Raw genomic sequence first — 14598 nt, 5'->3', positions numbered from 1 at the left:
ATTACTCCGGCAAACGCCGATACTGCCCTTGCCCGCGCAATAACCTGATCCCTAACCAGCCACCACATAATGAAAGCAATAAGCTGCTGAGAACAGGCAGCACAAACCACATTGGCCATTGCGGTTGCCACGGGAAATCAAAGACCTGCGTCTGTAACAACCAAAGGGCAATTTCTGCCCCCCATGCCGCTGCCAGACCCGCCATAAAACCCAACAGGGCAAATTCACTCCATAAGGTGCGCCGCAACAGTTTTTTACTCGCGCCTAATGTGCGGTATACCACCAATTCAAGTTGTCGTTGGCTCATGCCAACCTGAATTTGTGCCAATAACAGTAATCCGCCACAAATCATTACCAAAACAACCATAATTTCCAATGCCTTGCTGACCTGCTGCAAAATACCTTGGGCTTGTTTGAGGATCGAACCGATATCCAGCATGCTGATGGTCGGGAAATGACGGTTAATTTCGGTGAGCAACCGCCCATCCCCTTCGTAGTGAAAACTGGTCAACCACATTCTGGGCTGGTTTTCCAATGTCTCTTTGGAAAGAATAAAAATAAAGTTCGGATTGATACTTTCCCAATCGACCTTACGAATACTGCTTACCGTGGCATGAAATGTACGGGTATCTCCCGTGAAGGTCAGTTTATCCCCTAAATGAATTTGCAACCGTTCAGCAACGCTTTGTTCCATGGAAACTTCGTTCGGTTTTGGCGGCCAGCTTCCGGCAATCAGAGTATTAAAAGGCGGTAGTTCGGTTTTCCAGGTTAAGTTCAATTCACGGCGCACGGTCGTACTGTTCGGGTGTTTTTCATCCGCCCATGCAATCGCAGATTGTCCATTTATTTCCGTCAAACGCGCCAGTACCACCGGGTAAAAATCGGTCGGTTGCACCTGATAGTGAGCCAATAAATCACTCACTTGGGCAATTTGCGGTTGCGTGATGTTAATCAGGAAATAATTCGGGCTGTCCGGCGGTAATTGCTGCTGCCATCGACTCAATAAATCCCCCCTTGCCATAACCAGCAAAGCCAGCAACATAAATGACAGGGAAAATGCCGCCAGTTGGGTCATGGTCTGAAACGGCCGGCACAGTAACCGATTGACCGCCAAACGCAGGCTTAACTGACGGAATGTCACACGGCGCAGCAACCATAATCCACCCCAGCCCAATAGCGCTAAAAACAGCGCGACAACCGGCACACCCGCCAACAGTGACCATAATAAAGGCTGAGTCCCGGCCAATAATACCAATCCCCCCGTGATGATTAATGCCACCGCAGGCAAATAGTAACGCAATGGCCAGATGGATGCCGTTACATCACTTCTCAACACCCGTGAAGGCTGGGTCGCCATCAGTTGACGATAAGGGCGAATTCCCACTAACACGGTAATGCCAAACAGAGCACCCATCGCCCATACCCACGGCCACATTCCCGCAGCCGGTAACATCTTCGGCAACATGCCGGCCAGAATTCGAATCAATGCCGATTCAAAAACCAAACCTAAGATGGAACCTACCGCGGTGGCGGCAAGCAAGATGACCAACCATTGCCCGATAATCCATTGACGCAACGCCCATCGCCCGGCTCCCAGTGTTTTCAGTATGGCGATCAGGTTATGCCGGCTGCGGCAATAATGCGCCATAGAAACGGCCATCGCGGCGACAGCCAGCAGTAATGTCAATAAAGCGGACAACAGTAAAAATTGCTGCGCACGCTCAATGGATTGCGCCATCACGCTATTGTCTTGTTTCAAGGTCAGCCAGCGTTGATCCGCCTTGAATTGCGGTTCAACAAATTGCTGGAATGATTGAATGGCTTGCGGCGCTCCCGCAAACATATAACGGTAAGTCAGGCGGCTGCCGGGTTGGATCGCGCCAGTTGCCTGCGCATCAGCAATATGGATTAAAATGCGGGGCGAAATCTGGAAGGGACTGAAACCACTGTCCGGCTCTTGCAGCAATTCCCCGCTGATCTTCAATGTGGTATCGCCCACATCAATATTATCCCCAACCTTAACACCCAACAGGGTCAGCAATCGCGGCGCCACCAACACCGCACCTTTTTCGGGTTTTAACCCGCGTGGATGGGTTTCCAGTTCGCCGTACAGGGGATAACGTTCATCGGCGGCCTTGACCTGAGCCAGTTGCGGAATATCCCCCGCATAGGTCATGGTCGAAAATGCGATCTGGCGACTCAGTACCAATCCCTGCTCTTGCGCCCTTTGCAACCAAGTTTCATCAACGGGATACGAAGCCCTTAGGACCAGATCCCCCGCCAGAAAATCACGGCTTTGATAATGCACACTTTGATCAATACGATCACTGATACGCCCCAATGCCAGCACACACGCCACCGCTAATGTCAGGGATAACCAAACGATCAGGAGAGAGGGTGTACGCCACTCACGCCAAAACCAGCGCCAGATCATGCTTCCTCCCGCAATTTTCCATCCACCAGACGTAAACGACGCTGACAACGCGCCGCGAGTTGGCTATCGTGGGTCACCAGAATCAACGTGGTGGCGTAATCCTGATTAAGGGAAAACAGCAAGTCCGCGATGCGATCGCCCGTTTGGCGATCAAGGTTACCGGTGGGTTCATCGGCAAACAGGATTTTAGGACGGGTACAGAATGCCCGAGCCAAAGCCACCCGCTGCTGCTCTCCGCCCGAAAGCTGGGCTGGCATATGTTTTAAGCGTTTTCCCAATCCTAACTGTTCGAGTAACTCGATGGCTTGTGCACGGCTTTGGTTTTCCGATTCACCCCGCAATAGTGCCGGAAGCTGGACATTCTCCAGCGCATTCAACGTCGGGATCAGCATAAATGACTGAAAAACAAAACCCACATTTTCGGCCCTTAATTGCGCCCGCTGCTCTTCATTCATGTGGCTGATATTCTGCCCCAACAGGTGAACTTCCCCTTCGCTGCCATCATCTAAGCCGGCAATAATGCCCAGCAACGTTGATTTACCGGAGCCTGATTCACCAATTAATGCAATTGTCTGGGCTGGCTCGACAACCAACTCAATACCTTGCAATATATTAATTACCTGTTCCCCTTGACCAACATGTTTAGTGAGATGATGAACTTCAAGAATACTTTCTACAGCCATGTACTTTTCCTTTTATTATTGGTGCTATGCAGTGCCAGAGCAGCGACGGCGGATACGCTGCTGATATTGGGCGACAGCCTCAGTGCCGGATACCGTTTGCCGGTTGAGCAATCCTGGCCTGTGCTGATGGCAAAACAGTGGCAACAATCCAGCAAAAAAACCGTGCTTGTGAACGGCAGTATCAGTGGCAATACCGCAGCACAGGGCCTTGAACGTTTGCCTGAATTATTAAAACAGCACAATCCAAAATGGGTTCTGGTAGAGCTTGGGGCGAATGATGGACTGCGTGGTTTTCCCATTCAAAACATAGAACAAGATTTGCAACAGGGCATTAGTTTGATCAAGCAAGCCGGCGCCCAACCGTTATTAATGCAAATCCAAATTTCACCTAATTACGGCAAACGCTATACCGAATCCTTTGCCAACATTTATCCGGCGCTGGCTGAACGTAACCACATTCCTCTGCTGCCATTTTTTATGGAGCACGTGGCTGGCAAGCCAGAATGGATGCAGGATGATGGCCTTCACCCCAATCAAGCCGCACAACCCTTTATCGCTGATTGGATGTCCAACACATTATCGGTATATATCAACGCTTCTTAAGTAACCGGATTTCTCAATAGTAAATCATTTATTTCCATAAATTAAACAGGTTTTCATCAGTGAGCGTTTGCAACTTTGCCCGTGCGTTGCGCGGGGCAAGGTTTATCCCTATCATTTCGAAACACGATCATTTTGAAACACCATTCAATGCAGGTGAACAGATAAAGTTATGCAAAAATCGATTCTTATTACGGGATGTTCCAGCGGGATCGGTTTAGCCGCAGCCAAAACCCTCCAGAAACGTGGATATCGCGTACTCGCCGCTTGCCGCAAGCCCGCTGATTTGGCACATATGCGTGAGTTGGGATTCGAACCGATTGAATTAGATCTAGACGATAAAGCCAGCGTCGAACACGCCGCCCGGAAAGTGATTGAATTAACCCACGGCCGTTTATTCGGGCTGTTCAATAATGGCGGATTTGGGCTATACGGCCCGCTGGAAAGTATTTCCCGTGAACAGATGGAAAAACAGTTTTCCACTAATTTCTTTGGCACCCATCAACTGACGTGCCTGCTCCTGCCGGCGCTACGCGCTTATGGTGCCGGGCGGATTGTCCAGACCAGTTCGGTGATGGGATTGATCTCAACGCCGGGCCGTGGTGCCTATGCTGCCAGTAAATATGCACTTGAAGCCTGGTCAGATGCCTTACGGGGCGAATTGGCAAAAACAGACATCAAAGTCAGCCTGATAGAACCGGGGCCAATCCATACTCGTTTTACCAAGAATGTCAATCAAACCCAGCAGGATCACCCGGTCGAGAACCCAGGTCTTGCACGCCGTTTCACGTTGATGCCTGAAGATGTCGTCTCTAAACTGATTCATGCGTTGGAAAGTCCCAAGCCGAAATTACGTTATTCCGTGACATTATTAACGCATGCCGTCAAAGTGATGCGCCGTCTGCTTCCTGAGAGATGGCTTGATAGGATCGTTTGCCGACAAAGCGAATAGACGTTGAAAAACGGACCAACAAGTCTTATTTATCCATGTAATTACCTTACCATTCACCTTACAACGACCCTGAGAGAAATCCCATGCAGCCAACAGTGAATACCAACGATACGGCCTATATTGTTAATATTGATGAATCGAATATTGCTCAAATTGTACAACACTCACTCACCCAGCTTGTCGTATTCTATTTTTGGTCGCCACAGGACCTGCATTGTCATGAGTTAGAAACGACGCTGGATAAAATCGCCCATGAATATGCCGGGCAGTTTACTCTGGCTAAAGTCAATTGTGACCAACTTCTCCATATCGCCGCCCAATTTGGTGTGCGCAGTTTGCCGACCGTCTTGTTTGTCAAAGAAGCCCGCCCGGTACAAGGTTTTGAAGGCATCCAGACCGACGATGCCATCAGGAAAATTTTCTCCACCCTGCTGCCCCAAGAGGAAAAATCACCGTTAGATCACGTTGACGAACTGCTCGCCGACGGCAAAAATCAGGAAGCCTTGCGGTTACTGCAAGAACTCCATCAGGAAAATCCGCAAGACACCGATATCACCCTGTTGTTAGCCCAAGTGAACCTTTTACTCAATCACCTTGAAGACGCGCAAAAAACAGTGGAGACCATCCCATTGGAAGAACAGGATGAGCGCTATCATGCGTTACTTGAACAGATTCAGTCCCAGCAAGAGGCGGCGGATTCACCTGAGATCCGACAACTGCAACAAGCGTTGGCAACTCAGCCGGAGAATGCAGAACTGGCTGTGCAACTGGCAGCGAAATTACACGAAGTTGGCCGCAATGAAGAAGCGCTGGAATTGTTGTTCAGCTTTCTGAAACAGGATCTCTCTGCTGCTGATGGCGCGGTGAAAAAGGCGATGATGGGTATCCTTTCGGCACTGGGTACTGGAGATGCGCTGGCCTCTCAATATCGTCGTCATGTATACTCTTTACTCTATTAAGTAAAGAAATTTATCTATTCCATAAAACTGGGTAAGGGAATTGTTATGGATTTACTCTCTTTTGGTGCTGTACCGATTTTAATCGTGATTGCTGTTGCTATCGTTTTTACCTGTGTAAAAACCGTTCCACAAGGCTATCAATGGACGGTTGAGCGCTTTGGCCGCTATACCCGCACATTAACGCCGGGCCTGCATATCATCATGCCATTTGTGGATCGAATTGGCCGTAAAATCAATATGATGGAGCAGGTTCTGGATATCCCGTCGCAGGAAGTCATTTCCCGCGATAACGCCAATGTCACCATTGATGCCGTCTGCTTTATTCAGGTTGTCGATCCCGTGCGGGCAGCCTATGAAGTCAGCAATCTGGAACTGTCGATTATCAACCTGACCATGACCAACTTCCGGACAGTACTGGGTTCAATGGAGCTGGACGAAATGCTGTCCCAGCGCGATTCCATCAACAGCCGGTTGCTGACCATCGTCGATGAGGCGACTAACCCGTGGGGCGTTAAGATTACCCGTATTGAGATCCGCGATGTGCGCCCGCCCAAGGAGTTGATCTCCGCGATGAACGCGCAGATGAAAGCAGAGCGTACCAAACGGGCAGATATCCTTGAGGCAGAAGGTATCCGTCAGGCCGCTATTCTGAAAGCCGAAGGGGAAAAACAGTCGCAAATCCTGAAAGCGGAAGGTGAGCGGCAGTCAGCCTTCCTGCAAGCGGAAGCCCGTGAACGTGCCGCAGAAGCAGAAGCCCGTGCCACCAAAATGGTTTCTGATGCGATTGCTGATGGTGATATGCAGGCGATTAACTACTTCGTTGCCCAGAAGTATACTGATGCCCTCACCAATATTGGTGCTTCAAATAACAGCAAAGTGATTATGATGCCACTGGAAGCCAGTAATTTAATGGGTGCCATTGGGGGGATTGCTGAACTCATTGGCGAGAGCAAGAAGAGCAAACAGGATAACTAACCATGATTGAACAGATCGCCGCGCAGCCAGCTTGGTTCTGGCTCTGTTTTGGTGGCCTGCTGCTGATTGCGGAATTGCTGGGAACGGGGGGCTATCTGTTGTGGACAGGAACCGCAGCCGTCGTGGTTGCCCTGATCGCATGGGTTTTCCCCCATATGGGCTGGGAACTGCAAGGCGTTCTGTTTGCGGTCCTGACCTTGCTTTCTGTGATTGCCTGGCGTCGCTGGCTGCGCCATCGCCCCCGTCAGGCAAGTGATAAGACGCTCAATCAGAAAAATCACCAATTGATTGGATTGCATGCCCGTTTAACCACGGATACCGAAAACGGTTTTGGGCGAGTCAAACTGGCCGATGGGAGCTGGCGCGTTCATTGTGACCGCGAACTGCCAGCCAATACCGAAGTTGAGGTGATTGCCGTTGACGGGATCACGTTGAAGGTGAGACCGGTTCCCCATCAACCATGATGCTTGCAGCAACCCGATAAATGCTCAATGATGGGGCAATCCGCCCCATCATCTCCCGGACATTCAGCCACCAATGCCAGTAATTTTGCCTTGATCTTTTGCAATTCCGCCATTGTCTTTTCGATTTCCGCCACTTTTTGCAGGGTCGCGGTTTTGACATCGGCACTGTGACGGCCGGGATTGCGAAATAGCCGCAGCAATTCACGACATTCCTCCAATGTAAATCCGACTTCTTTCGCCTGCCGCAAGAGTATCAATTCATCAACGTGCTGTTGCTGGTAATAACGATAGCCATTATCTCCCCGCTCCGGCACAGTAATAAGTTGTTTTTCTTCATAAAACCGAATCGCTTTGCGGGTTAAACCCGTCTTACGGGCAATTTCGCTGATATTCATAATTTCCCCTTGACCTTCCCCTTGCAGGAAGGTTTAGCCTTAATGAAGTATATCACTCTGTATCAGGAGATCGTGTTATGTCCACAACCACTATTCTTGCACTTCAAGGCCTAACGTGTCTGCATTGTGTCGGCCGGGTCAAAAAAGCGCTGGAAAAAATACCCGGCGTTGAACTGGCGGAAGTGAATCTCAATTATGCCAAAGTTATCAGTCATGTTTCATCGGATGAATTGATCGCCGCCATTGTTGCCGAAGATTATCACGCCACCGTTGCCACTCAACCTGATGTTGTTTTACGGCTGTCCGGTTTAAATTGCATGAAATGTGCAAATAAGACCCAAAAAGCATTAGAGGCCGTGGAAGGGGTTATCGCGACAGAAGTGAACACCCAAACAGCAAAAATCTATGGTAAAGCAGATCACGATGCTTTAATTGATGCCGTCGAGCAAGCCGGATATCACGCTGAATTAGCAACGGAAGCCGATTTCCCAAAAACTGAGCCGCTGACAACACAGACTCCGGAGTCTTTGGCAGCGGCAACCTCTTCAACTCCGGTAGAAACCGCGCCTGTTGGTGACAGTATTCAGCTTTTGCTGGATGGCATGAGCTGTGCAAGCTGTGTCAGCAAGGTGCAAAAAGCACTGCAATCCGTTGATGGCGTGGAACATGCCAGAGTCAATCTCGCCGAAAGAAGCGCCCTGGTCACCGGTCATGCCTCACCAAACGCCTTGGTGGAAGCCGTAATCAAGGCGGGTTATGGGGCGGAAGTGATTCAGGATGAAACCGAACGCCGTGAGCGCCAGCAACAAGTCGCACAGGCGAATATGCGCCGCTTTCGCTGGCAATCCGCCCTTGCCTTAGTAGTCGGGGTGCCGGTGATGGTGTGGGGTATGCTGGGCGACAATATGATCCTCACCCCGGCAAACCATGCGATTTGGCTAACGATTGGGTTGATGACACTGGTTGTCATGGTATTTGCCGGCGGGCATTTTTATCGCAATGCGTGGCAAAGCCTAAAAAATGGCAGTGCGACCATGGATACCCTCGTCGCGCTGGGGACGGGCGTGGCGTGGCTCTATTCAATCAGCGTCAATATATGGCCAGACGTTTTTCCTCCCCAGGCCCGCCACCTCTATTATGAAGCCAGTGCGATGATCATTGGTTTGGTCAATCTCGGCCATGCGTTGGAACAACGCGCCCGTCAACGCTCTTCCAAAGCGCTTGAGCGATTATTGGATTTAACCCCGCCAACCGCACGGGTGGTTACCCCTGAAGGTGAAAAAACTGTGCCACTGGCCGATGTGATGCCCAATATGATATTGCGCCTGACAACCGGCGATCGTGTTCCGGTTGATGGTGAAATTATTCAGGGCACCGTTTGGCTGGATGAAGCCATGCTGACCGGAGAACCCATTCCTCAGCAGAAATCCACCGGCGCTACCGTCCATGCCGGCACGGTGGTGCAAGATGGCACAGTATTGTTTAAAGCCGATGCGGTCGGCAGCCAGACGACATTGGCACGCATCATCAAATTAGTGCGTCAGGCACAGAGCAGTAAACCGGAAATCGGCCAACTGGCAGACAAAATCTCCGCGATATTCGTGCCGATTGTCGTTGCGATCGCCCTTATTGCGGGTGCCATTTGGTATTTTATCGGCCCCGCCCCGCAAATCATGTATGCACTGGTTATCATGACCACCGTCTTGATTATCGCCTGCCCTTGTGCCCTTGGGCTGGCAACCCCCATGTCCATCATTTCAGGCGTTGGGCGCGCCGCCGAATTGGGTGTTCTGGTGCGTGATGCTGATGCCCTGCAACATGCCAGTCAACTGGATACAATTGTCTTCGATAAAACCGGCACTTTAACGGAAGGTATGCCGCAGGTGACCGAGATCCACACCTTTAATGGCTTCACCGAAGAGCAAGTATTGGTATGGGCCGGCGCCTTGGAAAATGGCTCCAATCACCCTCTGGCAAAAGCCATCCTGATGAAGGTTAAAGGGCAAAAGTTACCTGAAATACACACCTTCCGCACCCTCGCGGGTCTGGGGGTTAAGGGCGAAATGGGCGATATCACGCTGTTATTGGGTAATCAAAAATTACTTGAGCAACATCAAGTTGAGACCGCCGAATTAAAGCCATTGGTTGCGGCACAGGCAGAAAAAGGCATCACTCCCGTTATCCTGTCAGCCAACGGGAAAATCGCCGCCCTGTTTTCCATCCGCGATCCTTTGCGCCAGGATACCGTGGCTGCGCTGCAACGCTTACATCGCCAAGGCTATCGTTTGGTGATGTTGACCGGAGACAATCCCACCACCGCAAACGCGATTGCCAAGGAAGCCGGTATCGATCACGTTATTGCCGGTGTTTTACCAGATGGCAAAGCCGCCGCCATTCAATCACTGCAATCCGAAGGCAGGAAAGTCGCGATGGTGGGGGATGGCATTAATGATGCGCCGGCATTGGCACAGGCGGATGTGGGTATTGCAATGGGCGGTGGCAGTGATATCGCCATAGAAACCGCAACCGTGACCCTGATGCGCCATAGCCTGCACGGGGTGGCTGATGCCGTTGAATTATCGCGCGGCACGTTACGCAATATGAAACAAAACTTATTGGGGGCATTTGTCTACAATACCTTGGGCATCCCGATTGCAGCCGGTATTTTATACCCTTTCACCGGGACGTTATTAAATCCGGTGGTTGCAGGTGCCGCGATGGCATTGTCTTCAATAACGGTCGTCAGTAACGCCAATCGTTTATTGCGTTTCAAGCCTAAGCCCTGACATCACATCAGGAAAATTATATACTCGTCGTACTTCAAGATGCCAACGATGGGAGCAGGCAAGATGGGAAAATTACTGTCATATTTCAGTAACCTATTGGGACTCAACTCCCAACGGCATTACCCCTATCCGGCTTTCGACATCAATTTAAGTAAAAACAAACCATTACATATTATTGGCAGTATTCATATGGGTACAAGAAATATGTACCCACTTTCTGAAATCTTGCTGGAACAACTGGAACACGCGGATGCGCTTATTGTCGAAGCCGATATCACTCAGGCTTATCCCCCTTTCAACGACGCACTGCCTGAACAGATTGCGCTGTCACACCGTTTATCTCCCGAACATTTTGACTGTTTACAGCATTATTGCCGGGAAATTCAACATCCCGTCACGCTGCTGGATCCATTGCCATCGTGGCAAGTGGCATTGATATTACAGGCTGCCCAAGCCCAGTATTTGGGATTACATCCTCAATATGGTATCGATTGCCAATTACTCAACAGTGCAAAAGCCATCAATAAACCCATCATTGAGCTGGAAGGCACTGCCGCACAAATTAACCTTCTCATCAACCTGCCAAATGGCGGGCTTGCTTTGTTGGAAGATACCCTCACCCATTGGCATACCAATGCCCGCGCTTTACAAACGATGATGAGTTGGTGGATGAATTACCAACCTGAGAAACAAAATCAGGTACTGCCGATGACCTTCTGCGAAGAGATTTATCAAACCTTAATGACAGAGCGCAACCGTCAGTGGAGCGAGCAATTACATCACTTACCGACAGGAAAATATTTGGTGGCTGTAGGTGCCTTACATCTTCACGGCGAAAACAATTTGCGCCAGATGCTGGCAGAGCGATACACATAACCACACGCATAATCACATATTCATCGTTACAGGAAAAAATATGACTCCCGCCATTGTTTTGTTGGAAAAACAAAAAGTTAACTTTAAACTACACCCTTATGATCATGATGTTAATGAGCATAATTTTGGTGATGAAGTGGTTAAAAAACTTGGTTTAGATGCTAACCAAGTTTTTAAGACACTGCTGGTTGCATTAAATGGCGATCCTAAAAACCTGGCTGTCGCTGTTACCCCTGTTGCCGGGCAACTCGATTTGAAAAAAGTCGCCAAGGTTTTTAAAGCCAAAAAAGCCGATATGGCCGATCCCCAACTGGCACAAAAGGTAACGGGTTATTTAGTCGGGGGCATTAGCCCGCTCGGACAGAAAAAACGGCTGCCGACCGTGATTGATAGTCAGGCGCAAACGTTACCAACTCTCTTCATTTCCGGCGGCAAACGGGGACTGGATATTGAATTATCCCCCACAGACTTATGTCAACTACTTAACGGTTCGTTTGCTGATATTGCTAAGATTTGAAAATCGCTTGCAATTCCCGCTGATTTTTTTCGAGCTGGCTCTGTTTTCTTTAAAACAGGGCTTTGTGATAAACAATAATGTCGATATACTTTTCTCATCTGGAAAACATATTTTTTACTATTTCAATTAACTGATTTAAATAAAAGAGGAATAACATGCCGACCTCATCATTTTTCCGACAAATTGTTATCACTGATCCCAAAGCCATTAAGATGCTTAGGAGGGCTAATAGAAGGCCGCCCAAGGAGAACTTTGAAAAAATCGATTTTGAAGCACAACAGAAAGAGGCTATAGAGATATTAAGACGAAAATTCTCACGCTAAAGAAAATATTATCCGATTTTGGTCATGAACGAACAAAAGAGTATTTACTTTCTTTCTCATGTCCAATAAATCGCGATGTAGAATCATTTCTACATGTTAAATCCATTAGATTTGAGCAAGCTGATGTAACCAGAACTTATCTTATTCTTGATGAAAATGGTTTAATTCTCGCTTATTTTTCATTAACTTTTAAGGGGTTATCAGTAAATAATTTCACAATTTCAAAAACTAAAATAAAAAAATTTAATGGTATCAGCAAAAATGCTAATACTATAAAGGTTTACTTAATCGGCCAAATAGCTAAAAACTTTTCATTAAGTGAAAACACAGTAAGATTTAAAGATATTTTCTTTTATGCAAAGAATATCATTAATATTTCAAAGACATTTATTGGAGGAAGAGTTATTGCATTAGAATGTGAAAATCACCCCCAGCTTGTAGCATTATATATGAAACATGGACTTGAGAAATTACCAACAAAAGGAGACAATCCTTCATTAATTACTATGTTATTTAATCATTAGATTATTATTCAGTTTCAACCATCCTATTTAGATTATACACATCACTCCTTACCTTTAGTAAGCAAAAGACCCTCTGTTTTGCAGAAGGTCTTTTTATGCAAATAACTAACCGTAATCTATTAAATAGGTTTTCATCATAGTGAGAGCTTGCAATCTTGTCCCGCGCGCCACGCGGGACAAGATTTACTCCTATCATTTTGAAACGCTATTTAATCTGTCGTTATTATTTATGTGAAATTTCACCTTTCGGATCATAATCAGCGGCTTTCAGTGGAGAATGTTTTTCAATATATCCTTTCAATACTTCCGCATCAACGAACCCGGTATCAACGTAACCCGGCAAATTATCAACTCGTGGATAACCATCTCCGCCAATTGCGTTGAAGTTTAAGGTCGCCATACGATAGGTTTTATTTGGGTCCAATGGCTTACCACCAATTTTTACGTCGCTGATACTCTTGCCATCCTTCACAAAACTCACATTATAAAACTGCCCGTAAGCGCCAGAATCCGGTTCCATATTGGCAACGGCCGTCAAATATGACAAAACTTCGCTACCTTTGAAGTCCACATAAACCACTTGGTTGGCAAATGGATGGACTTTCAGAACATCTTTGTACGTAATATCCCCGGCTTCAATTGAGTCACGAATTCCACCACCGCTCATCACGGCAAAATCGGCATTTGTCCGTTCCATTTGGGCTGCCAATACAAGATGTGCCATATTCGTTTGAACGAAACGGACTTTGCTGCGATCACCTTCTAATTTGTTATCTACCGAACCGACTTTCACATTCAGTATTTTACTGCCCTTGTCCTGATAAGGTGTCAGCAGTTTTAGCACTTCAGGGTTTTGCTGAATTTCGTGCGTATAGTAAACACGCGCCGTGCTGCCATCTTCTTTTGTTACTTTTTTCTTTAGGTTAATCGGGATCAATTGATAATGAACCAGCTTGAATTCACCATTACGGAATTGAAAATCAGCACGGCCGACATATTTACCCCATTCATGGGCTTGCACAATCCATGTCCCATTTTGGCGATCGGGAGAACAAGGTGTTCCCGGAACGTAATCCACTTGCTTATAGTTTTTATTCTCCGCCGACATACAGACCGGATCTTGTGAGTGACCACCGACAATCATATTCAAATAACCCGCAGGCAAACTGCGTGCCATTTCAACATCTCCCGGCGCATTCGATCCGTGGTGACCATCGTCATAGTGCCCCATATGCGTTGCTGCGATAATCACATCCGGCTTTTCATGCTTTTTCAGATCTTCAATCACTTTTTTGGCTTCTTCGGCAGGAAGGCGAAATTCAACATCCGGGAAATTCGCAGGATTCCCGACTTTCGCAGTATCATCCGTTGTCAGCCCAAGCACGGCGATTTTCACGCCTTGTTCATCAAAAATGACATAGGGCTTAAATAAACGCTTGCCAGTACTGGTTTGGTAAATATTGGCCGATAGGAATGGGAAATTCGCCCATTTTTGTTGCTGGTGCAATACATTTAAGGGCTTATCAAATTCATGGTTCCCCAATGCCATTGCGTCATACCCTACAAGGTTCATCCCCTTAAAATCGGGTTCCGCATCCTGCATATCGGACTCCGGTACGCCGGTGTTAATGTCACCCCCCGACAACAACAATACGCTCCCTCCTTTCTTGGCCACCTCCTGACGAATGGCATCGACGACGGTTTTTTGGGCGGCTAAACCATATTCACCCTGATCGTTATGCCAGAAGTGGCCGTGATGATCGTTAGTATGCAAGATTGTAATGTCATAGGTTTTATCTTTTTCCCAAGCGTTGGCAATTAACGGTGCCAGTGACAGCGAAACAGCCAAAGCACAGACTGACGCTTTAAACGATAGTTTCATGGGGTATCTCCATGTTATTTAAAATTCTATGGTTATATGACAGGGATGCCACATTTTGCCGAGCAGGATTATAGCGTTGTGTCATTAAATAATACCTTCTCTGACTTTTTTGAGGTTGCGGTCAAATTATATAGATATCAATAAACGTTTTGTTAATTATCTAAGATGTATTATGGTGTGAAAATTAAACAGAAATTCAACAAATCGACAAAATTTTTACCTCGACAA

General features: G+C 47.7%; 12 protein-coding genes. 8 read left to right on the top strand and 4 right to left on the bottom strand.

The window, feature by feature from the left end; translation table 11 throughout:
* Position 1 precedes the first annotated feature (1 nt).
* The gene (ybbP, locus tag PSI15_RS12510; protein WP_273583816.1) at positions 2–2434 is read right to left on the bottom strand and encodes a putative ABC transporter permease subunit YbbP; all 2433 of its coding nucleotides are present in this window, start codon (positions 2432–2434) and stop codon (positions 2–4) included.
* Entirely contained in the window at positions 2431–3117 is a 687-nt protein-coding gene (ybbA, locus tag PSI15_RS12505; protein WP_273583815.1) for a putative ABC transporter ATP-binding protein YbbA, read from the bottom strand. The genes ybbP and ybbA overlap by 4 nt, the downstream gene beginning before the upstream one ends.
* On the opposite strand from ybbA, the gene tesA reads away from it, so the two are divergent.
* The 5 genes from tesA (at position 3088) to PSI15_RS12480 (ending at position 7067) form a co-directional block, all read left to right on the top strand.
* A complete protein-coding gene (gene tesA, locus PSI15_RS12500) occupies positions 3088–3720 on the top strand; it encodes a multifunctional acyl-CoA thioesterase I/protease I/lysophospholipase L1 (RefSeq protein ID WP_273583834.1) in 633 nt (210 codons plus the stop codon). The genes ybbA and tesA overlap by 30 nt on opposite strands.
* 169 nt (positions 3721–3889) lie before the next feature.
* Positions 3890–4669: an SDR family oxidoreductase gene (locus tag PSI15_RS12495; protein WP_273583814.1), complete on the top strand. Its 780-nt coding sequence runs from the start codon at positions 3890–3892 to the stop codon at positions 4667–4669.
* Between the two features lie 83 nt (positions 4670–4752).
* A complete protein-coding gene (locus PSI15_RS12490) occupies positions 4753–5628 on the top strand; it encodes a tetratricopeptide repeat protein (RefSeq protein ID WP_273583813.1) in 876 nt (291 codons plus the stop codon).
* 45 nt (positions 5629–5673) lie between these two features.
* Complete coding sequence (locus PSI15_RS12485; protein ID WP_273583812.1) at positions 5674–6603, top strand: SPFH domain-containing protein; 930 nt, start codon at positions 5674–5676, stop codon at positions 6601–6603.
* Positions 6604–6605: 2 nt separating this feature from the next.
* Positions 6606–7067, top strand: a complete 462-nt coding sequence (locus PSI15_RS12480) for an NfeD family protein (protein WP_273583811.1) — start codon at positions 6606–6608, stop codon at positions 7065–7067.
* Here the strand turns inward: PSI15_RS12480 and cueR are convergent.
* Positions 7058–7462: a Cu(I)-responsive transcriptional regulator gene (cueR, locus tag PSI15_RS12475; protein WP_045969012.1), complete on the bottom strand. Its 405-nt coding sequence runs from the start codon at positions 7460–7462 to the stop codon at positions 7058–7060. The genes PSI15_RS12480 and cueR overlap by 10 nt on opposite strands.
* 77 nt (positions 7463–7539) lie before the next feature.
* Between cueR and copA the strand changes: the two genes are divergently transcribed.
* The 3 genes from copA (at position 7540) to ybaK (ending at position 11641) form a co-directional block, all read left to right on the top strand.
* A complete protein-coding gene (gene copA, locus PSI15_RS12470; RefSeq protein ID WP_273583810.1) occupies positions 7540–10248 on the top strand; it encodes a copper-exporting P-type ATPase CopA in 2709 nt (902 codons plus the stop codon).
* 63 nt (positions 10249–10311) lie between these two features.
* Entirely contained in the window at positions 10312–11124 is an 813-nt protein-coding gene (locus tag PSI15_RS12465) for a TraB/GumN family protein (RefSeq protein WP_273583809.1), read from the top strand.
* Between the two features lie 40 nt (positions 11125–11164).
* Entirely contained in the window at positions 11165–11641 is a 477-nt protein-coding gene (ybaK, locus tag PSI15_RS12460) for a Cys-tRNA(Pro)/Cys-tRNA(Cys) deacylase YbaK (RefSeq protein ID WP_273583808.1), read from the top strand.
* Between the two features lie 1070 nt (positions 11642–12711).
* Here ybaK and ushA read toward each other — a convergent pair.
* Positions 12712–14370 carry a bifunctional UDP-sugar hydrolase/5'-nucleotidase UshA gene (gene ushA / locus PSI15_RS12455; RefSeq protein WP_273583807.1) on the bottom strand — a complete coding sequence of 553 codons (1659 nt, stop codon included), beginning with the start codon at positions 14368–14370 and terminating at the stop codon, positions 12712–12714.
* Positions 14371–14598: the final 228 nt, after the last annotated feature.

The sequence above is a fragment of the Xenorhabdus sp. PR6a genome (assembly GCF_028599065.1).
Lineage (GTDB): Bacteria > Pseudomonadota > Gammaproteobacteria > Enterobacterales > Enterobacteriaceae > Xenorhabdus > Xenorhabdus doucetiae.
The sequence above is the reverse complement of the archived record's forward strand: the minus strand, read 5'-3'. Positions and strand labels throughout refer to the sequence as shown.

Bases quoted from the DNA above. Each gene is read 5' to 3' on its own strand.
- PSI15_RS12490 (WP_273583813.1), top strand. From the start codon at position 4,753: ATGCAGCCAACAGTGAATACCAACGATACGGCCTATATTGTTAATATT.
- tesA (WP_273583834.1), top strand. From the start codon at position 3,088: ATGAACTTCAAGAATACTTTCTACAGCCATGTACTTTTCCTTTTATTA.
- ybaK (WP_273583808.1), top strand. From the start codon at position 11,165: ATGACTCCCGCCATTGTTTTGTTGGAAAAACAAAAAGTTAACTTTAAA.
- PSI15_RS12480 (WP_273583811.1), top strand. From the start codon at position 6,606: ATGATTGAACAGATCGCCGCGCAGCCAGCTTGGTTCTGGCTCTGTTTT.
- PSI15_RS12465 (WP_273583809.1), top strand. From the start codon at position 10,312: ATGGGAAAATTACTGTCATATTTCAGTAACCTATTGGGACTCAACTCC.
- ushA (WP_273583807.1), bottom strand. From the start codon at position 14,370: ATGAAACTATCGTTTAAAGCGTCAGTCTGTGCTTTGGCTGTTTCGCTG.
- PSI15_RS12495 (WP_273583814.1), top strand. From the start codon at position 3,890: ATGCAAAAATCGATTCTTATTACGGGATGTTCCAGCGGGATCGGTTTA.
- ybbA (WP_273583815.1), bottom strand. From the start codon at position 3,117: ATGGCTGTAGAAAGTATTCTTGAAGTTCATCATCTCACTAAACATGTT.
- copA (WP_273583810.1), top strand. From the start codon at position 7,540: ATGTCCACAACCACTATTCTTGCACTTCAAGGCCTAACGTGTCTGCAT.
- ybbP (WP_273583816.1), bottom strand. From the start codon at position 2,434: ATGATCTGGCGCTGGTTTTGGCGTGAGTGGCGTACACCCTCTCTCCTG.
- cueR (WP_045969012.1), bottom strand. From the start codon at position 7,462: ATGAATATCAGCGAAATTGCCCGTAAGACGGGTTTAACCCGCAAAGCG.
- PSI15_RS12485 (WP_273583812.1), top strand. From the start codon at position 5,674: ATGGATTTACTCTCTTTTGGTGCTGTACCGATTTTAATCGTGATTGCT.